The following is a 19,185-nucleotide window of genomic DNA, read 5'->3' on the forward strand; positions in this document are numbered from 1 at the left end:
ACATTAAGATATAAAGATGACTTATCAACAAGTATTAGACTGGATGTTTGCCCAGTTACCAATGTATCAACGTCAGGGACAAACGGCATTAAAAAAAGATTTAACCAATATCGTTGCACTATGTGAGGAGCTTGATAATCCACAAAAAAAATTTAAGACGATTCATGTTGGAGGAACTAATGGTAAAGGGTCTACTAGTCATATGATTGCATCGATACTACAAGAAGCAGGTTATAAAGTAGGATTGTATACTTCACCTCATTTAAAAAATTTTACTGAACGAATTCGAATCAATGGAGAAGAAATGTTAAAAGAGTCGGTAGTTACATTTATAGAAAAGAATAAGATTTTTTTAGAGAAACAAGGCTTATCTTTTTTTGAAATGACGGTAGGAATGGCGTTTGATGAGTTTGCGAATCAGAAAGTAGATGTTGCTGTTATAGAAGTTGGTTTAGGAGGAAGGTTAGACTCGACAAATATTATTATACCAGAAGTTTCGGTAATAACCAATATAGGACTGGATCATACTCAGTTTTTAGGAGAAACTTTATCAGAAATAGCGTTTGAAAAAGCAGGGATTATAAAAGAAAATGTTCCAGTAGTTATTGGTGAGCGTCAAAAAGAAACGGAAAATGTTTTTAACACTAAAGCGGAAGAATGCGAAGCACCAATATTTTTTGCTTCAGATAAAAAGCAAAATTATACGACTGATTTATTAGGTGAATACCAAAAACATAATGTAACAACGGCGGTAATAGCTACTCAGCAATTAAAAGAATTTACAATTACAGAAGAAAATATTAAAAACGGATTGTTAAATGTAGTAAAAAATACCAATTTAAAAGGACGTTGGCAGGTGTTGCAGGAATATCCAAAAGTGATTTGTGATACAGCACATAATAAAGAGGGGTTGTTTTATACATTAAAACAATTAAAAAAAGAAAATTATAAGCAATTGCATATTGTTTTAGGCGTTGTTTCAGACAAGTATTTGAATGAAATTTTACCAATGTTTCCTGAAAAAGCAAAATATTATTTCTGTAAACCAAATATTCCTCGCGGGTTATCAGTAGACAAATTAAGAGAACAAGCAGGTGTGTTTGATTTGTTTGGAGAAGTGTTTGATTCTGTAAATCAAGCTTTTGAAAAATCAAAAGTAAATGCATCTAAAGAAGATGTAATCTATGTTGGAGGAAGTACATTTGTAGTGGCAGAAATTTTATAGAAAAAAATGTAAAAAAGTTATTGTTAATTTCTAAAACTGTTATATATTTGCATCCGCAATTAACAAGTAAGGGCGCGTAGCTCAGTTGGTTCAGAGCACTTGGTTTACACCCAAGGGGTCAGGGGTTCGAATCCCTTCGCGCCCACAACTCTTACAAAAGTTTAATTGCAAACGGGCGCGTAGCTCAGTTGGTTCAGAGCACTTGGTTTACACCCAAGGGGTCAGGGGTTCGAATCCCTTCGCGCCCACTGAAAGTCTTATCATTTTTGATGAGGCTTTTTTTTGTTTTATAATCTTTTGTTCATACTATTTTTTGTAGTTTTGTGGACTTAAAAAATATTGAAGACTACATTGAGGAATAAAATTGCAATAATCGGATTGGGCTATGTTGGTTTACCGTTGGCGAGATTGTTTGCTACAAAATATGTTGTAGTCGGATTTGATATTAATAAAGAAAGGGTAAAACAACTCAAAGAAGGTGTTGATACTACCAAGGAAGTAGAAGCTAAAGAGTTGTTGTCTGTTTTAAAAAGTGAGAATACTGAAGAGAACGGACTGTTTTGTACTTCAGAAATAAATGATATTAAAAACTGTACTACTTTTATAATTACGGTTCCCACGCCAGTAGATAAAAACAACAGAGCTGTTTTAAAGCCTTTAATTAGTGCGAGTAAAACAGTTGGAGGAGTGTTAAAGAAAGGAGATGTTGTTATTTATGAATCAACAGTATATCCTGGTGTTACAGAAGAAGTATGTGTCCCAGTATTAGAAAAAACTTCTGGTTTAGGATTTAATAAAGATTTTTTTGCGGGGTATTCTCCTGAGCGTATCAATCCAGGAGATAAACAAAATACCATTGAAAATATTTTAAAAGTAACTTCAGGCTCTACTCTTCAAATAGCAAAGTTTGTAGATGAATTATATGGTTCAGTGGTAACAGCGGGTACTTATTTGGTTTCAAGTATAAAAGTTGCTGAAGCTTCAAAAGTGATTGAAAACTCTCAGAGAGATATCAATATTGCTTTTATGAATGAGCTGGCTAAAATTTTTGGGTTTATGAGTATCAATACTCAAGAAGTTTTAGAGGCAGCAGGGACTAAATGGAATTTTCTGCCATTCAAACCAGGGCTAGTTGGTGGACACTGTATAGGTGTAGATCCTTATTATCTAGTACAAAAAGCGGAAGAACTTGGATACCATCCTGGGATTATTTTGGCAGGTAGAAGAATGAACGATGGAATGGGAGAATATGTGGCTTCACAAGTCATTAAGTTAATGATAAGCCGCGACATCAAAATAAAAAATGCGGAGGTGTTGGTATTGGGAATTACATTTAAAGAAAACTGTCCTGATGTACGTAACACCAAAGTAGTAGATGTAGTACGCTCATTACAGGAATATGGAGCAAAGGTGACAGTTTATGACCCTTGGGCAAATATTGAGGAGGTGAAAAAAGAATACGGGTTAGAATCAGCACAAGAAGTACCAAACGAAAAATACGACGCGATTGTGTTAACAGTAGCGCATGAAGAATATAAAGAATTGGATATTGTTTCTTTAAAGAAGGAAGAGTCAGTAGTGTATGATGTGAAAGGAATAATACCAAAAGAAATAGTGGATAAAAGTTTATAGTGAAGAATTTTGCACTCATAGGAGCCGCGGGGTATATTGCTCCACGTCATTTAAAAGCGATTAAAGATACAAACAATATTTTGTTGGCTGCATTAGATAAAAATGATAGCGTGGGGATTATGGATAGTTATTTTCCCCAAGCAGATTTTTTTGTAGAATTTGAGCGGTTTGATCGTCACGTGGAAAAACTGAAAAGACAGCAAAGTATTCAGTTAGATTATGTGAGTATATGTACCCCAAACTATTTACATGATTCTCATATACGTATGGCATTACGTAGAGGAGCCGATGCTATTTGTGAAAAGCCTTTAGTGTTGAATCCATGGAATGTAGACGCTTTAGAAGCAATTGAAAAAGAAACAGGAAATAAAATAAGTACAATACTTCAGTTACGATTACATCCTAGTATTATAGCACTGAAAAATAAAATTGAAAGAGAGAAAAGGCAAGAAAAGTATGATGTAGATTTAACTTATATAACTTCACGAGGAAATTGGTATGATATTTCTTGGAAAGGAGACGAAAGTAAATCAGGAGGGATTGCAACAAACATTGGAGTTCACTTTTTTGATATGCTCTCATGGATTTTTGGAAATATACAAGAGAATAAAGTACATCTCAGAGAAAAACATAAAGCTTCAGGTTATTTAGAGTTTGAAAAAGCACGCGTGCGTTGGTTTTTATCAATTGATGAAACTACTTTACCAAAACAAATTCAAGAAAAAGGACAACGCACCTATCGTTCTATAACAGTGAACGGAGAAGAAATTGAATTTAGTTCAGGTTTTACAGATCTTCATACTATAAGCTATCAAGAAATATTAAAAGGAAATGGTTTTGGTTTACGAGAAGCAAGACAATCAATTGAGATAGTACATGATATTCGTAATTCTAAATTAATAAATGCGGGAGAGAAGCATTATCTTTTGTAATATATATATTTGTACAAAAAAATAAAAAGAAATGAAAATAACTGTTATTGGAACAGGATATGTAGGATTAGTATCAGGAACATGTTTTTCAGAGATGGGGAACAAGGTTATTTGTGTTGATATTGATCAAGAAAAAATAAATAAGCTTCATCAAGGAATTATTCCCATTTATGAACCAGGCTTAGAAAAAATGGTGTTGAAGAATGTAGAAAAGCAGAACTTATTCTTTACTACTAAATTAGAAGAAGCTATTAATGAGTCTGAAATAGTTTTTATAGCAGTTGGAACTCCAATGGGAGAAGATGGATCGGCGGATTTACAATATGTATTGGCTGTAGCTAAAGAGATAGGTCAGAAGATGAACCACAGATTAATTGTGGTGGATAAATCTACTGTACCAGTAGGAACAGCAGATAAAGTAAAAGCTACAATTCAAGCAGAATTAGATAAAAGAAACGCAACGCTTGAATTCGATGTAGTGTCTAATCCTGAGTTTTTAAAAGAGGGGGATGCTATCAATGATTTTATGAAACCTGATAGAGTGGTAATAGGAGCAGAATCTGATTATGCTTTTGATAAAATGCGTCAACTGTATACACCTTTTACTATGTCGCATGAACGTTTTATTGCTATGGATGTTCGCTCAGCAGAAATGACAAAATATGCAGCAAATGCAATGTTGGCAACAAAGATATCCTTCATGAATGAAATGGCAAATATCTGCGAGCGAGTTGGAGCTGACGTAAATAATGTTCGAGCAGGAATTGGTTCAGACTCAAGAATTGGTTATAGTTTTATTTACCCTGGTGCAGGATATGGAGGTTCTTGCTTTCCAAAAGATGTAAAGGCCTTAAAAAAGATAGCTGAAGAGAATGGATATGAAGCAAAATTGATTACGTCTGTTGAGGAAGTAAATAATCGTCAGAAATTTGTGATAGCTGATAAAATCATCAATAAATTTGGAGAAGATTTATCAGGAAAAACTTTTGGTCTCTGGGGGTTGGCATTTAAGCCAGGAACGGATGATATGCGTGAAGCACCAGCAATTTATGTAGTAAAAGAACTAGTAAAGAGAGGAGCTAAAGTACAAGCATATGATCCTAAGGCTATGGAAGAGGCACAGCACTTTTATTTAAAAGATGTAGAGAATGTTGACTATAAAAATGCAAAGTACGAGGTGCTAGATAATGCAGATGCGTTGATTTTATTGACAGAATGGAAAGAGTTCCGTTCACCAGATTTCTCTGAGATTGAAAAACAACTGAAAGCTCCAGTTATTTTTGATGGAAGAAATCAATATACTACCTATGGATTGGAAGAAAAAGGATTTGAATATTATCAAATAGGAAAAAACTAATGAAAATTTTAGTTACAGGAGCAGCAGGCTTTATTGGATTTCACCTAAGTCAAAAGCTACTAGAATTAGGGCACACAGTTGTAGGAATAGATAATATCAACGATTATTATGATGTCAATTTAAAGTATGCTCGATTAAAAGAGTTAGGAGTTGAAAGAAAAAGCGCTGAGGTATACTACAAAGAAATAACTAGTAGCACTAGTGAAAAATTTAAGTTTATCAGACTAAACTTAGAAGATAAAAAAGAATTATTTCAGTTATTCACTACAGAAAGCTTTGATGTTGTATGTAATTTAGCAGCACAAGCAGGTGTTCGTTATAGTATTGAAAACCCTGATGCTTATATTCAAAGTAACATTGTTGGTTTCCTAAATATTTTAGAATCTTGTAGGCATCATGAGATTAAACATTTAGTGTATGCAAGTAGTTCAAGTGTTTATGGAATGAATAAAAAGGTACCTTTTTCAGAAGAAGATATAGTTGATAATCCTGTGAGTTTGTATGCTGCAACAAAAAAAAGTAACGAATTGATGGCACATACCTACAGTCATTTATATAAAATACCAACAACAGGATTACGATTTTTTACCGTTTACGGACCATGGGGAAGACCTGATATGGCTCCAATCCTTTTTGCGGATGCGATTTCAAAAAATCGCCCGATTAAGGTGTTTAATGATGGAGATATGGAACGTGATTTTACTTATATAGATGATATTGTAGAAGGAGTAAAAAGAGTCATGGAAAAGTCGGTTGAAAATAGAGAGTTGTATAAAATATATAATATAGGTAATAACGATTCAGTAAAACTGTTGGATTTTATTACTCAAATGGAAACGAGTTTAGGAAAAGAAGCGACCAAAGAGATGTTACCGATGCAGATGGGGGATGTACAAAAAACTTGGGCAAATGTAGATGAGTTAATCAATGATTATACTTATAAGCCTAAAGTAAAAGTAGCAGAAGGAGTACGTCGTTTTGTACAATGGTACCAAGAATATAAAGAGAAATGAGAAAGAAAAATTTAATAATTTTCGGAACAAGACCAGAAGCAATCAAAATGGCTCCTTTAGTTAAAGAGTTTTTAAAGAGTTCTAAAGATTTTGAGACTAAGGTATGTGTAACAGCACAGCATCGTGAAATGTTAGATCAAGTATTAGAGTTTTTTGAAATTTCACCTGATTATGATATGGATTTGATGAAGCCAAATCAAAATCTATACACACTAACATCGGATATCATTACAGGCTTAAAACCAATATTAGAAGAGTTTCAACCAGATTATGTGTATGTACATGGAGATACTACGACAACGATGGCCTCTAGTATCGCTGCTTTTTATTCAGGAGCTAAAGTATGTCACGTAGAAGCAGGTTTGCGTACTCATAATAAGCGTTCACCATTTCCAGAAGAAATCAATCGTCAAGTAGCAGGACGTATTTGTGATTATCATTTTGCGCCTACAACTCAATCAAAACAAAACTTGTTAGTAGAAAATGTAAATGAAGAGGATATTCTAGTAACAGGGAATACAGTGATTGATGCCTTATTAGATAGTTCTGAAAGAGTTATTTCTATTGAGAATAAAGAAATAGAGGAACTAAAAGAAATGGTAGATGTTTCTAAGAAATTAATTTTAGTAACCGGACATCGTCGAGAAAATCATGGACAAGGATTTGTTAATATTTGTGAAGCGTTGAAAGAGGTTGCTACGACACATACAGATGTACAAATTATCTATCCAGTGCATTTAAATCCGAACGTGCAAAAACCAGTACATGAAATATTGTCAAGAATTGAAAACATAAAATTAATAGATCCCTTAGCATATCCCGCATTTGTATGGTTAATGAATCAATCCTATATGATTATTACAGATTCAGGAGGGGTACAAGAAGAAGCACCAAGTTTAGGGAAACCAGTTTTAGTGATGCGGGATACTACTGAGCGACCAGAAGCAGTTGAAGCAGGTACGGTTATTTTAGTAGGAACAGATAAGAATAAAATTGTAGACGAAGCAAATAGTTTACTAATAAATACAAATCGCTATCAATTGATGAGTGAATTACATAATCCGTATGGAGAAGGAAAAGCATGTCAACGAATAGTAGAATTTATAAAGTCAAAATAAAAAAGAAATGTCACAACCTAAAGTAGTAACCATTGGTTTAGGGTATATAGGATTACCAACTTCAGCTTTAATAGCGAATAATCAAATCCCAGTGCATGGAGTAGATATTTCTCAAGATGTCGTTGATACCATCAATGCTGGAAAAATACATATTGTTGAACCTGATTTAGATCAAGCAGTAGCAAGAGCAGTAGAAGAAGGTTATTTAAAAGCAGACACCAAAGCAGTAAGTGGAGATACCTATTTAATAGTAGTACCGACTCCTTTTAAAGGGAAGAACGAACCAGATATATCCTATGTACAGGCGGCTACAGAAGGAATAATTCCTTTGTTAAAGGAAGGGGATTTGTATATTATAGAGTCAACTTCTCCTGTAGGAACTACCGAAAAAATGATGGACTTAATTTTTTTACAGCGTCCAGAGTTAGAAGGAAAGATATACTTAGCCTACTGTCCAGAACGTGTATTACCAGGAAATGTGATGTACGAATTAGTACATAATGATCGAGTGATTGGAGGAGTGAACACAGCCTCTACTGAGAAAGCTTTAGTATTTTACAAACAATTTGTAAAAGGAGAATTACACGCTACGAATGCACGCACAGCTGAAATGTGTAAGTTAACAGAAAACTCGTCTCGTGATGTGCAAATTGCTTTTGCTAATGAGCTGTCTTTAATTTGTGATAAAGCAGATATCAATGTATGGGAGTTGATTAAGTTAGCAAATAAACATCCAAGGGTGAATATTTTACAGCCTGGTAGCGGAGTTGGAGGGCATTGTATTGCGGTGGATCCGTATTTTATAGTTTCGGACTATCCAATGGAGTCCAAAATCATAGGAACTGCACGAGAGGTAAACAACTACAAATCTTTTTGGTGTGCAGAAAAAATACAAAATGCTAAACTACAATTTGAGTTGCAAAATGATAGAAAACCGAAAGTAGCTTTAATGGGTTTAGCTTTTAAACCTAATATTGATGACTTAAGAGAATCTCCTGCAAAATATATAGTAAATAAAGTATTGCAGAATGACAGTAACGGAGAGTACTTTATTGTTGAACCAAATATAAAAGAACACAAAGTTTTTAAATTAACTGATTATAAAGAAGCTATAGAAAGATCAGATATTATTGCGTTTCTAGTTGCCCATGATGAGTTTAAAAGATTTAATTTAAGTGATAAAAAAATAGTTTTAGATTTTTGTGGCATTTCAAATTCATAAATAAAAGCTTTGAAATATTTTCTTAATACAATTTATTTATATTTAGCTCAAGGGATAAATTTAATATTTCCTATTTTAATTTATCCATTTCTTATAGATAAGATATCTTTAGAAGGTTTTGGAATAATTATACTACTTCAAGTGATAATGAATTATGGAACTACACTTGTTGATTATGGGTATAATTTAATAGGAACTAATGAGGTTAGTAATTCAAAAAGTTATGAAAACTTAGCTTCTATAGTAAGTAAAGTATTAGTAGTGAAATTTATCTTGTTGGTTTTGAGTTTTTTAATGGTGTTTGTTTCAGTTTTTTTTATAAAACCATTACAAGGAAAGTGCGAGATAGTTTTTTTGGGGTGGTTAAATGTCGTTGGAATTGGTTTGTATCCTATTTGGTATTTCCAAGGGAAAGAAGAAATGCAATTGATTGGTATTATAAACTTGGTTTCAAAACTGGTTACTATTGTAGGAATTTTATTATTTATCAAAGGGGCAGATGATATTAACTTAACTGTTTTCTTTTTAAGCTTATCATCAGTTTTGTGTGCATTGTTCAGCTGGATTTATATATATGTAAGAGACAAACTAAGGTTTTCTTTACCTACTCCGTTGGAAGTGATAAGTGACTTAAGAATTGGGTTCAGTATTTTTTTAAGTAATATATTGGTACAATTGTATTCTAATTTTGTTCTAATAATTTCAACTGGGATGTTAAATACGGTTGAAATAGGGATTCTTGGGGTATATTTGAAATTAAGGGATGTGTTTGTGAGCGTGATTGGTCCCATTCAACAAGCTGTTTATCCAGAGTTGTCTAAGTTGATTAATAGTAAGTTGGTGAAAAAGACTAGAGAATTAATAAGAAAAACCTTATTTGTGTTGTTTTCAATTTCTATTATTACTTCTTTGGGGTATTATGCTTTTTTTGATTACATCAATAAGCTACTATTTGAGAATAATGCCGAAGTATTGGATATGTTAGCATTTTTATGTATCCTGTTAATAGCCCCTTACGGAGGTTTGATAACAAGAGTTTTAGTAGCAAACAAGAAAAACAAATTTGTTTTTTTATCTACCTTCTTTAGTGGACTGTTTGCTTTAGTTACTTCTCATATAATGGTTTATAAATTTTCATTGAAAGGAGCTTTATATGTTATTTTTTTTAGCTACTTACTAAATGTAGTTATGGGAAGTTATTTTTTAATAAAAAAGAAATTATAAATAAAATAGTTTAACAAAATAGTATAATGAAAAGTATTGAAGAAAAATACCTTGAACTTAAAAGTAAATCAGGGACTCACTCTCCAAGTATTCAAACTATTTTAGGGGTTATTCCTGAATTAAAAATAGAAGTAGATGCGTGTTTTTTAAGTAACCCATATGCAACAGAGTTGTTTTTATCCTATCTAAAAAGAGAATTATTAGATACAGGTGAAATAAATAGAATTTTGGAATTTTATCCATCTCAAAGTTTCGAAATTGCTAAATTATTAAGTAAGCATGTTGGAGTTAATGAAGATAGAATTTTCATAACAAATGGAGCTATAGAAGCTATGCAAGCTGTTATCCATAATTATGTTGAGAATAAAATTATTGTGAATATACCAACTTTTTCTTCATATTATGAGTTCACCAGAAGAGACACAGAAGTTGTATACTATTCCTTACAAAAGGAAAATAACTTTTCACTTAACATAAATGACTATTTGAAATTTGTGAAGGCAGAACAACCAGATACAATAGTTCTGATAAACCCTAACAATCCTGATGGAGGATATATAAAGCATGTAGATTTAATTCGTATTATAGAGTCGCTTCCCGAAATAAAAAATATTATTATAGATGAGAGTTTTATTCATTTTGCATATGAAGACAGTGAACTAGAATTGAAATCAATTGTACCTTATTTAGAAAATTACCACAATGTGATTGTAATAAAAAGTATGTCTAAAGATTTTGGAATTGCCGGATTAAGATGCGGGTATGGTATTTTTCCTAAAGGATGGGTCAAAGATTTAACGACAAATGGATTTCTTTGGAATTTAAATGGTTTAGCCGAGTATTTTTTTAGACTTTACGTTAGAAAAGATTTTAATGAAAAGTATGAAGTTGTTAGGAAGAAGTATATAACAGAGTCTTTGTTTTTTATATCTGAATTGCAGAGGGTTAAGGGGGTAAAAGTATATCCTTCAAGAGCTAATTTTGTCCTTATTGAAATAACTAGTGGTAAAACAGCTGTAGAGGTAGCAACTGAACTATTAGTAAAGTATGGAGTGTATGTTAGAAATTGTGAAGATAAAATTGGATTAAATGGAGAGTTTATTAGAGTTGCAGCAAGATCTAAAGATGAGAATGAAATCATTATAAAATCAATTGATGAAGTCGTTAATAGTTAAATTGATAAAACTTTTTTACCACTTTATTACTAGAGTTAAATTAAAATATAAATTTCGTGAAAGTAATAATTCAACATATATTTTTGATTTAGATAATACTTTATATAATACTTGGCCTTATCTAAAAGAAAATAAAGGTGCTTTATATTTAGAAATTCCAATTTTTGAAGGAATGAAAAACGTAATTTATTCTCTACCAAAAGATTCAAAGCTTTGTTTTTTGACGGCTAGAAATTTAAAATTCTATTTTCAAACTAAAAAAAGGCTTGAATTAGATTTTAATTCATTAGACTATGATCTAATAATAGTTGATAATACAATAGATAAGATAAGATATTTAAAATTTTTCGTAGAAAAATCAGATAATGTTTTTTATTATGATGATTTGTCTTATAATCATGAAAATGGTACTGTTAAGTATTATTTAGATACAATTAAAGAGGTAGAAAAACTACCTGTTGAATACAAAGGAGCTGATGTAATAAATGTCATAAATAGTATATGAAAAAAATTTTAAAAAAAATAGTAAGAGTTATTTTTTTATATAGATTATCTAATTTTTCTATGGAAAAGAATAATGCAAAAGTTATAATATGGATACCCAAAAGAGGATGGCGTTATTTTTTATCGGATTTAGCGGTTAATGATTTCGGGTGGATAAGTGCATTATCTGTGAATAAAATACCTTTCCAAGTTTATAGGAATAAAGACATAGGTAAATTTAAAGATAAAACAATAATACTGAATTATCATAGAAACTATCTTAAAGAACTTAAGCTGACTAATTATTCAAATAGTATGAAATTTATAATAGAAGAATTAGAAAGCCAAGGAAATAGAGTAATACCTTCATCGAACGAAGTTGCTTATTGGGAGAATAAAAATCATATGAGTAAGGAGTTTGATATTTTAAATATTTCTACCCCTAAAACATATTTGTGTAAAGGTATTAAAGAGGTTTTATCTTTAAACTTAAATTATCCTTTTTTAATAAAAGAAGAACATTCAGCAAGCTCGATGGGTGTTCATAAGATTGAAAATGAAGATGTTTTAAGGGAAATAGTAAATGATGGTTATTTTGAAAATAATGAAATTATCATTGTACAAGAATTACTTAACATGAGAAAAGATTTACGTGTAATTTTTGCAGGAGATAAAGTAGTACATCATTATTGGAGAATTAATAACGGTAAAGAATGGAAACCTACTTCTACAGGAAGAGGGTCTTCGGTAGATTTTGAAAACTTTCCAGAAAAGTGGAGAGATTTTTTAATAAAAGAGTTTCTTAAAATGAAACTTACTACAGGGGCATTTGATGTTGCTTGGCATGATGATGATTTAGACTCTATGCCAATGATATTAGAGGTCAGTCCTAATTATCAAATGAATCCATCAGTTACTAATAAAGAAGATTTAAATGCATATGGTGATTATAAGAAAAGTCTCTATTTTAATGATAGAAGTTATGATTACCAGTTCATAAAACAGACATTCGATATTATTAATGGGATTGTAGTAAACAAAAAAAATAATCAAAAAATTTAGAGTAATTATGTTCTCTGTAAAATTAAAAGATCCAGGTTTAGTAGTTAGCATTGAAAATGTAAAAATAAATGAACTTAAGCCTCATGAAAATGTTATTTTGAAGAGACAAAATGCTTTGAAAGAGTATATAACTTCTTACAAGGATTATGTTGTTATTCCTTCAATAATTTGTTGTCATGAAACTGGCCTAATAATTGATGGTCATCATAGGTATCATACTCTTTTAGAACTTGGAGCAGAAATTGTACCAGTAACAAAAATTAAATATTTGAGTAAAACTATTAGAACTCATAATCAAGAAGAGTTAGCTCTTAGTAAAGAAGATATTATGAGTACAATTATGACGAAGAGTATGTTGGCTCCAAAATCAACTATACATGAGTTCTTAGACGAACAAAATAATTGGAAACCAATCATTTTGTTATCATCACTTTGTGAATTTAAATTACCATAATTATTAAAAACAAATAATGCATAGTTTTATTCACTTTTTCTTATTAACGTTTACAACTATTATTTGTTTTAAACAAATCATTAATATTAAAATATATCAAATTCGTGTTTTTGATTTTTTTAATATAATATTTTTTATTGTTTATTGTTTTTTCCCACTTATAATTTCTGCAATCCCGCCTCCTAATGATTTTAATGACGGTTGGTTAAAACTATATAGGCATAAGTACGATATAGTTAATTCTACGTATTACATAAAAGCTGATATTTTCATATTAATTGGTTATTTATCGATATTGTTAAGTTACAATATCAAAAAGTATAAAGTAGATTTAAAAGAAACTAGATTTTATTTTTTAAATGAAAAATCAAGAAAAGTGGCATGGTATATGTTTATCATAGGGGTTTTATGTATTTTCTTATTCATAGCACTAGAAGGATTTGATAGTTATATAAGTACCAATACTAGGATGGCTTTTGCAAATGAGAAAGATGATATAAAAGGGAGTAAATTTGCTTTTCTAATTTCGATTTCAACTTTTTTATATTTTTCTACATACATATTTTGGAGTTTAAAAGTAACCAGTAGGTCAGTTATTTACAAAGCACTTTTTTATATTTCTCTATTTCTTTCTCTTTTGATTTTTTATAGACAATCTGGGCGATTATTTTTATTGGTTTTTATTTTTAGCTTTGTTCTTTCGAATGATATTTTTAAAAGAAAGTTTAACAAAATCAAATATTTAGCTTTTGGTTTTTTCGCAGCTATTTTTGTTTTAATAGGTAAATCTATTTTTAGATTTTATATGTATGATGGAATAGTTAGTGAGCATATTGATATAATAAAAGAAGCACGTTTTTCACATTTATTATATGAGGTTATTGGAGAATTTTCTTTTCCATATCTATCATTAATTAATAATATAATAGTAAATGATAACTATTACTATTTTCAAGATATAACAAATGCAATACTTTATATTTTACCTAGAAAATTACTAGGAATAGAAAATATCTTTTCAACATCTGATATAAACACAGTAAATATGTTAGGTAGTTTGGAACAGGGACAAGTGCCTTCTGATATTCTGAGCTATGGTTATCTAAACTTGGGGGGAGTTGGGGTAATAATTACATGTGTTTTCTTTGGTTTTATTTTGCGATTAATAGATAAGTTCTCCTTTAGTATAAATAACTCTCTTTCAGTAATTGTTTTTATTTCATTTTCTTTGATTATTGCGCTTAGGGTAATGTATTTTGATCCTGAGCATTTTTTAAGATATAACTTGTATTATTTCTGTGGATTGATTTTGTTAAAATTAAACTATAATAAAGAAGCTAAATGGGTAAGAGTAAAGTAGTATTAGTTACAGATTCATTCAATAGTGGTGGTGCTCAGAAGCAGTTAGTAAATCTTGCAAATGGTTTAGAAGAGAGTAAAAAATACTCTATAACTACTGTACAATATTATAAGTATAGTTTTTTTGAAAATTTATTATCTAAGGATATAAAAGTTGTAAAAGTTATTACAGAAAATAAGATAATTAGAATATATAAATTAGTGTTGTTCTTTTATAGAGAAAAGCCTGATATTATAATATCGTTTTTACATGGTCCTAATAACTATTCAGCTATATATAAACTATTGTTTTTTTGGAGAAAAGTACATTTGATTGTTGGTGAGCGTAATCTGAATATTAACGATTTGAAGATGAAGGATTTTTTAATAAGGTTTAGTCATTTAGTAGCAAATAATATTGTTTGTAATTCTTATGCGCAACAAGATAGATTATTACCATATTATGGAACTAAACTATCAGTAATTCCAAATGGTACGACAACAGAAGGTATTGAGAAAAAAAAGGATTTCAGTAAAAGTGATATATGCCGTTTAATAGTACCTGCGAGATTTATAGATCAAAAAAACCCATTAGGATTATTAGATGCAATAAATGAAGTTGAAAATATTCAAGTTGATTGGTACGGAGAGGTATTTAAAGATTATTCTGTTTATAAACAAGCCTTAGATTTAATAGAAAAAAATAATCTAAATAAAAAAATCAGGATTCTAGTACCAACTTCAGATATTTATAATGTAATGACTAAATATGATGCTATGATTCTTCCCTCTTTTTATGAAGGTTGTCCAAATGCGGTTATAGATGCTATGTTGTGCGGTGTGCCAATTTTAGCCTCTGATGTTTCCGATAATAAAATTTATTTAGATACTCAGAAGGAATTACTCTTTAATCCCTATTTAAAAGAAGACATTATTGATAAAATAAATTTATTTAAATCAATGAATGTAGAAAAAAGAACTAGAATTGGTGAAATGAATTATAAAATATCTAGAAATTTTTTCAATAAAAAAACAATGGTAGAAAATTATATTTCTCTTTTTGATCAGAATAATAATAATTAAAACTTATTTAATGAATCCAATTTTTTTACAAAGAATATCATATGCATTAAGGAAATTACCAATTATACCAAAGTTAATCACATATTTTATAAGGTTGGTTTTTGGATGTTATTTACCGTATAGTATAAAATTAGGAAAAAAATTTGTGTTAGGTTATGGAGGTTTAGGTATTGTAATACATGCAAGAACAATTGTAGGAGATGATGTGCATATAGATCAAAATGTAACTATAGGTGGTACATCAAAAAAATATGAAGTTCCTAAATTAGGAAATAGTGTTTACGTTGGAGCAGGAGCTGCTATTATAGGACCTGTAACTATAGGTAATAATGTAGTAATTGGGGCCAACGCAGTAGTAGTTAAAGATATTCCAGATGGTTGCTTAGTAGTAGGAGTGCCTGCTAAAATTATTAAGGAAAATATTAAGAAATCGGATTATGTATAATAAGAAAATTTTATTAATTGGTTCTTTGCCAAAAGAGAATATTTCCCAGTTGGGAGGAGCTACTATTTTAATGAAGTCTTTAAAGGATTATTTTGATGAAAAAAAGGTTTTTCATGATTTTATTTGTCTTAATGAATATCCTTTCTCTAGGTTTAGAAGTTTAATTTTTGTAGTATTTAAATACCTTCAAAAAGTATACAAATCAGATTTAGTTTTCATAAATGTATCTACTAACGGAGCTTTTTTAGTAACTCCAATTTTATATTTAATAGGTAGATTTTTTTCAAAAAAAATTGTTTTTAGAGTTTTTGGAAGTAATTTTCAAAAACATTTTTTAGATAGAAATAAAGTTATTCGTTTTTTTGCTAAGAAAACCTTTTTTAAAAGTGATTTAGTAATAGTCGAAACGTTATATAATCAGAAGTTTTTTTTAAAAAACGAAGCAAAAGAAATATTAATATTACCCAATGTGAGAAAAAGACCTAAAAAAGATTTTAAGGTTAATGAATTCTCTAAAAGTTTTGTTTTTATTAGCCAAGTTAAAATAAATAAGGGAATCTTAGACATAATTCAAGCTTCACAATATTTAAATAAAACTTATACAATCGATGTTTTCGGTCCATTATATGATAATTTAACTAAAGAAAACATAGACAATGATATTGTAACTTATAAAGGAGTTTTGAAACCAGAAGAAGTTATAAATAAAATTGAATTATATGATGTAGTTTTATTACCAACTTATTATTATGGAGAAGGTCATCCAGGTATATTAGTTGAAGCCATGTCTTTAGGGAAACCAATAATATCTACTTATTGGAATTCAATAGAAGAGATTGTAGATAATAATTATAATGGTTTTCTTGTATCTATAAAATCTCCATTAGAACTTTCAGAATCTATTAAGAAATTTAACGAAAATAATTACAAAGAAATGAGTATGAATTCGTACAAAAAATTCGATTTTTTTGACGAAGAATTAGTTTATAAAAAGTTAATGATAGAGTTAGCCAAAGTCTAATCTATGATTAATAAAATTCAATTGTTGTATTTATTTAATATCTAAGATGAAACTAACTAGAGTAAATAAAATTCCTAAAACAGAAATAGTTCATTATTATTCAGAAGGAAATATAATTAAGAGTAAATTTAATAAAGTTGATGTAGTTTATAATAATTTTAAGTGCAAAATAAGTTTACCAATTAAAATATATGAGAGGTTTTTTGGCTTGTTTCGTTTAACTAGGAGAGCTTTAAGACTTGATAAATGTAATGTTTTTCCCTCAGAAGACAAGTTAGTTATAATTAGACAAGGTAAAGTGTATTCTTATGATTTAAATACCAATACACTAAAATTAACTCTTCAACTGGTAAATTGCAGAAATATTCTTCATCAATCGATGTGTAGGACGAAAGAAGGTAATTTATTTTTTGGAGAGTATGGTAATAATGGAGATCGTAAACCTGTTAATATTTATAAAAGCTCTAATAATGGAATATCTTGGGAGCTGATTTATCAATTTAAAAGTGGTGAAGTAAAGCATATTCATGGTTGTTATTATGATCCTTTCGAAGATAAAGTCTGGACTTTAACAGGTGATTTTGAAAATGAAAATATAATAATGAAGTCAGACGAAAGTTTTACTGAAAATATTCGTATTGGTGATGGTAGTCAGACTTATAGAGCTGTTAGTCTTTTTTTTGAAAAAGATTATGTTCATTGGATTATGGATTCCCCTATAGAAAGGAGCTATCATTATAAAATGAATAGAGATAATTATAAAGTTGATAAAAAAAGTGGTTTTCCAGGACCGGTATGGTATTTAAAGTATTTAAAAGAAGGATATTATTTAGCGGCCACTAGTGTAGAAATAGGAGAAGGAGTTCTAGAAAATAATGCCAGTTTGTTCATATCCAAAGATCTAGAGAATTGGACACTTCTAAAAAAATTCAAAAAAGATATTTTACCCATGAGATATTTCAAATGGGGAGTAATAGGTTTTGCTGATGGGAAACAGAGTATTAATGATTTTATATTACATTTTGAAGCTTTAAAAAAAGTAGATGGTAAATCATATATTTTTAAATTAGAAACACAATATGCTGAATAATTTAAGTCAACATTTAAAGAATATAGAACAGAAAAAAATGAATATTGAGTTTTCTGTTTTTTTTAATGTATTAGAGCATAGTTATGAAAAAAATGAATTGAGTAATAATTTTGATACTCTACCAGATTATAAGTATTTCAAAAGTATAACCTTAGATAATATCTTGTATTTAAGACAAAATCTAGATGTAGAAAATGAAAATCACATCCTATGGTATTCTAAGATTCATAGGTTTTTAGAATTTAGAATAAGGAGTTTAAGAGAAAGGATAAGAAAGAATTATAGAAAAAAAAATGACCAGATTTTTTTTATACAAAATGTAATAACTCTAATGTTAGAGGTTTATATTTTAACTAATGATTCTCGTTACCTTAATACATCTCTTAAGTTGCTTAAAAATAAATCTCTGTCTAAAAGTGGTTTTTTTAAAAGTTATAATGGACAATATTCATATAATTTAATTTTATTAAATAATATTATTGAAAAAATTAAAAACTAAGAATGAAGAAAAAAATAGCATTAATTTCTCCAAACCCTAAAAGTTTATATTCAACTTCAGTCGCAGAATTATTGTTAAGAAATGATGTTGATATCGATGTAGTTTTTATAAAGAAATTTACTATTTCTAGGTTTAAGAAAGAGTTTTCTAGAGATGGGATTCGCTTATTAAAAAAAATTTGGAAGAAATTAATTTTAAAAGAAAAAGCGTACGATCAATTTAATGATATAGATACTATTTTAACTCTTAGAGACAGAGAAGATATTAAATTAAAAAATTTACGTGAATTAAGAAAAAATGGAATTGAAGTATATTTTGTAGATGATTTAAATAGTGATTTTGTAGAGAAAAAACTAAAAGAAAAAAAAGTTGATGTAACTGTTTTTACAGGAGGGGGATTAATAAGAAAAAATATATTAGAAAATTCTGGTTCAGGGGTGCTAAATTGTCATATGGGTAAACTACCTGAATATCGAGGTATGGATGTAGTAGAATGGCCTTTATTTAAAAAAGATTTTAAAAATATAGGTTTCACTGTGCATTTTATGGACAGTGGGGTTGATACAGGAGATATCTTGAAAGTTTTTGACGTACAGTTGATAAATAATGAGTCTATTAAGAGTTTGCGAGCTCGTTTTGAGCCTCTAATGACGAAGAAATATGTTGAAGTCATATTACAATTTTTAAATGGAGAGATTGTAAGAGTGAAACAAGAAAATAAAGAGGGTAAACAATATTACATAGTTGATAGTTTAATAAGCACAATAGCTAATCAACATTTGGAAGATTATACATCTAATAATATTTAACAA

The 19,185-nt window shown here is 29.5% G+C and carries 19 protein-coding genes and 2 tRNA genes; all 21 read left to right on the top strand.

Features of this window, described 5'->3' with window-relative positions; all coding sequences use genetic code 11:
• Positions 1–16: 16 nt before the first annotated feature.
• Positions 17–1,225, top strand: coding sequence for a bifunctional folylpolyglutamate synthase/dihydrofolate synthase (locus D6T69_RS05575; protein ID WP_125066826.1), 1,209 nt, complete (start codon positions 17–19; stop codon positions 1,223–1,225).
• Between the two features lie 70 nt (positions 1,226–1,295).
• Positions 1,296–1,370, top strand: a tRNA-Val gene (locus tag D6T69_RS05580).
• Between the two features lie 28 nt (positions 1,371–1,398).
• Positions 1,399–1,473, top strand: a tRNA-Val gene (locus D6T69_RS05585).
• Positions 1,474–1,576: 103 nt separating this feature from the next.
• Entirely contained in the window at positions 1,577–2,857 is a 1,281-nt protein-coding gene (locus D6T69_RS05590; protein ID WP_125066827.1) for a nucleotide sugar dehydrogenase, read from the top strand.
• Entirely contained in the window at positions 2,857–3,789 is a 933-nt protein-coding gene (locus D6T69_RS05595) for a Gfo/Idh/MocA family oxidoreductase (RefSeq protein ID WP_125066828.1), read from the top strand. The genes D6T69_RS05590 and D6T69_RS05595 overlap by 1 nt, the downstream gene beginning before the upstream one ends.
• Before the next feature lie 31 nt (positions 3,790–3,820).
• On the top strand, positions 3,821–5,146 hold the full coding sequence (locus D6T69_RS05600; protein ID WP_125066829.1) for a UDP-glucose dehydrogenase family protein: 1,326 nt from the start codon (positions 3,821–3,823) through the stop codon (positions 5,144–5,146).
• A complete protein-coding gene (locus D6T69_RS05605) occupies positions 5,146–6,159 on the top strand; it encodes an NAD-dependent epimerase (protein WP_125066830.1) in 1,014 nt (337 codons plus the stop codon). Before D6T69_RS05600 ends, D6T69_RS05605 begins: the two co-directional genes overlap by 1 nt.
• A complete protein-coding gene (gene wecB, locus D6T69_RS05610; protein WP_125066831.1) occupies positions 6,156–7,277 on the top strand; it encodes a non-hydrolyzing UDP-N-acetylglucosamine 2-epimerase in 1,122 nt (373 codons plus the stop codon). Before D6T69_RS05605 ends, wecB begins: the two co-directional genes overlap by 4 nt.
• A 7-nt stretch (positions 7,278–7,284) precedes the next feature.
• Complete coding sequence (gene wecC / locus D6T69_RS05615; protein ID WP_125066832.1) at positions 7,285–8,499, top strand: UDP-N-acetyl-D-mannosamine dehydrogenase; 1,215 nt, start codon at positions 7,285–7,287, stop codon at positions 8,497–8,499.
• Positions 8,500–8,508: 9 nt separating this feature from the next.
• Positions 8,509–9,723: an oligosaccharide flippase family protein gene (locus D6T69_RS05620; RefSeq protein ID WP_164506689.1), complete on the top strand. Its 1,215-nt coding sequence runs from the start codon at positions 8,509–8,511 to the stop codon at positions 9,721–9,723.
• Positions 9,724–9,749: 26 nt separating this feature from the next.
• A complete protein-coding gene (locus tag D6T69_RS05625) occupies positions 9,750–10,898 on the top strand; it encodes a pyridoxal phosphate-dependent aminotransferase (protein WP_125066834.1) in 1,149 nt (382 codons plus the stop codon).
• Positions 10,879–11,403, top strand: coding sequence for a hypothetical protein (locus tag D6T69_RS05630; RefSeq protein ID WP_125066835.1), 525 nt, complete (start codon positions 10,879–10,881; stop codon positions 11,401–11,403). The genes D6T69_RS05625 and D6T69_RS05630 overlap by 20 nt, the downstream gene beginning before the upstream one ends.
• On the top strand, positions 11,400–12,443 hold the full coding sequence (locus tag D6T69_RS05635; RefSeq protein WP_125066836.1) for an ATP-grasp domain-containing protein: 1,044 nt from the start codon (positions 11,400–11,402) through the stop codon (positions 12,441–12,443). The genes D6T69_RS05630 and D6T69_RS05635 overlap by 4 nt, the downstream gene beginning before the upstream one ends.
• A 97-nt stretch (positions 12,444–12,540) precedes the next feature.
• A complete protein-coding gene (locus tag D6T69_RS05640) occupies positions 12,541–12,897 on the top strand; it encodes a ParB N-terminal domain-containing protein (RefSeq protein WP_164506690.1) in 357 nt (118 codons plus the stop codon).
• A gap of 16 nt (positions 12,898–12,913) precedes the next feature.
• Positions 12,914–14,257: an O-antigen polymerase gene (locus D6T69_RS05645; RefSeq protein ID WP_125066838.1), complete on the top strand. Its 1,344-nt coding sequence runs from the start codon at positions 12,914–12,916 to the stop codon at positions 14,255–14,257.
• Entirely contained in the window at positions 14,239–15,318 is a 1,080-nt protein-coding gene (locus D6T69_RS05650; protein WP_125066839.1) for a glycosyltransferase, read from the top strand. The genes D6T69_RS05645 and D6T69_RS05650 overlap by 19 nt, the downstream gene beginning before the upstream one ends.
• 10 nt (positions 15,319–15,328) lie before the next feature.
• Positions 15,329–15,763 carry a serine O-acetyltransferase gene (locus D6T69_RS05655; protein WP_125066840.1) on the top strand — a complete coding sequence of 145 codons (435 nt, stop codon included), beginning with the start codon at positions 15,329–15,331 and terminating at the stop codon, positions 15,761–15,763.
• On the top strand, positions 15,756–16,784 hold the full coding sequence (locus D6T69_RS05660; protein ID WP_125066841.1) for a glycosyltransferase: 1,029 nt from the start codon (positions 15,756–15,758) through the stop codon (positions 16,782–16,784). Before D6T69_RS05655 ends, D6T69_RS05660 begins: the two co-directional genes overlap by 8 nt.
• 46 nt (positions 16,785–16,830) lie before the next feature.
• Positions 16,831–17,874, top strand: a complete 1,044-nt coding sequence (locus tag D6T69_RS05665; protein WP_125066842.1) for a glycoside hydrolase family protein — start codon at positions 16,831–16,833, stop codon at positions 17,872–17,874.
• Positions 17,864–18,373 carry a hypothetical protein gene (locus D6T69_RS05670; RefSeq protein WP_125066843.1) on the top strand — a complete coding sequence of 170 codons (510 nt, stop codon included), beginning with the start codon at positions 17,864–17,866 and terminating at the stop codon, positions 18,371–18,373. The genes D6T69_RS05665 and D6T69_RS05670 overlap by 11 nt, the downstream gene beginning before the upstream one ends.
• A gap of 2 nt (positions 18,374–18,375) precedes the next feature.
• On the top strand, positions 18,376–19,182 hold the full coding sequence (locus D6T69_RS05675; protein ID WP_125066844.1) for a formyltransferase family protein: 807 nt from the start codon (positions 18,376–18,378) through the stop codon (positions 19,180–19,182).
• Positions 19,183–19,185 lie beyond the last annotated feature (3 nt).

It is taken from the genome of Tenacibaculum singaporense (assembly GCF_003867015.1).
GTDB lineage: Bacteria > Bacteroidota > Bacteroidia > Flavobacteriales > Flavobacteriaceae > Polaribacter > Polaribacter singaporensis.

Coding starts and splice junctions, on each gene's coding strand:
- D6T69_RS05670 (WP_125066843.1), top strand. CDS start 17,864: ATGCTGAATAATTTAAGTCAACATTTAAAGAATATAGAACAGAAAAAA.
- D6T69_RS05675 (WP_125066844.1), top strand. CDS start 18,376: ATGAAGAAAAAAATAGCATTAATTTCTCCAAACCCTAAAAGTTTATAT.
- wecB (WP_125066831.1), top strand. CDS start 6,156: ATGAGAAAGAAAAATTTAATAATTTTCGGAACAAGACCAGAAGCAATC.
- D6T69_RS05575 (WP_125066826.1), top strand. CDS start 17: ATGACTTATCAACAAGTATTAGACTGGATGTTTGCCCAGTTACCAATG.
- D6T69_RS05605 (WP_125066830.1), top strand. CDS start 5,146: ATGAAAATTTTAGTTACAGGAGCAGCAGGCTTTATTGGATTTCACCTA.
- D6T69_RS05655 (WP_125066840.1), top strand. CDS start 15,329: ATGAATCCAATTTTTTTACAAAGAATATCATATGCATTAAGGAAATTA.
- D6T69_RS05645 (WP_125066838.1), top strand. CDS start 12,914: ATGCATAGTTTTATTCACTTTTTCTTATTAACGTTTACAACTATTATT.
- D6T69_RS05665 (WP_125066842.1), top strand. CDS start 16,831: ATGAAACTAACTAGAGTAAATAAAATTCCTAAAACAGAAATAGTTCAT.
- D6T69_RS05600 (WP_125066829.1), top strand. CDS start 3,821: ATGAAAATAACTGTTATTGGAACAGGATATGTAGGATTAGTATCAGGA.
- D6T69_RS05630 (WP_125066835.1), top strand. CDS start 10,879: ATGAAGTCGTTAATAGTTAAATTGATAAAACTTTTTTACCACTTTATT.
- D6T69_RS05625 (WP_125066834.1), top strand. CDS start 9,750: ATGAAAAGTATTGAAGAAAAATACCTTGAACTTAAAAGTAAATCAGGG.
- wecC (WP_125066832.1), top strand. CDS start 7,285: ATGTCACAACCTAAAGTAGTAACCATTGGTTTAGGGTATATAGGATTA.
- D6T69_RS05635 (WP_125066836.1), top strand. CDS start 11,400: ATGAAAAAAATTTTAAAAAAAATAGTAAGAGTTATTTTTTTATATAGA.
- D6T69_RS05650 (WP_125066839.1), top strand. CDS start 14,239: ATGGGTAAGAGTAAAGTAGTATTAGTTACAGATTCATTCAATAGTGGT.
- D6T69_RS05660 (WP_125066841.1), top strand. CDS start 15,756: ATGTATAATAAGAAAATTTTATTAATTGGTTCTTTGCCAAAAGAGAAT.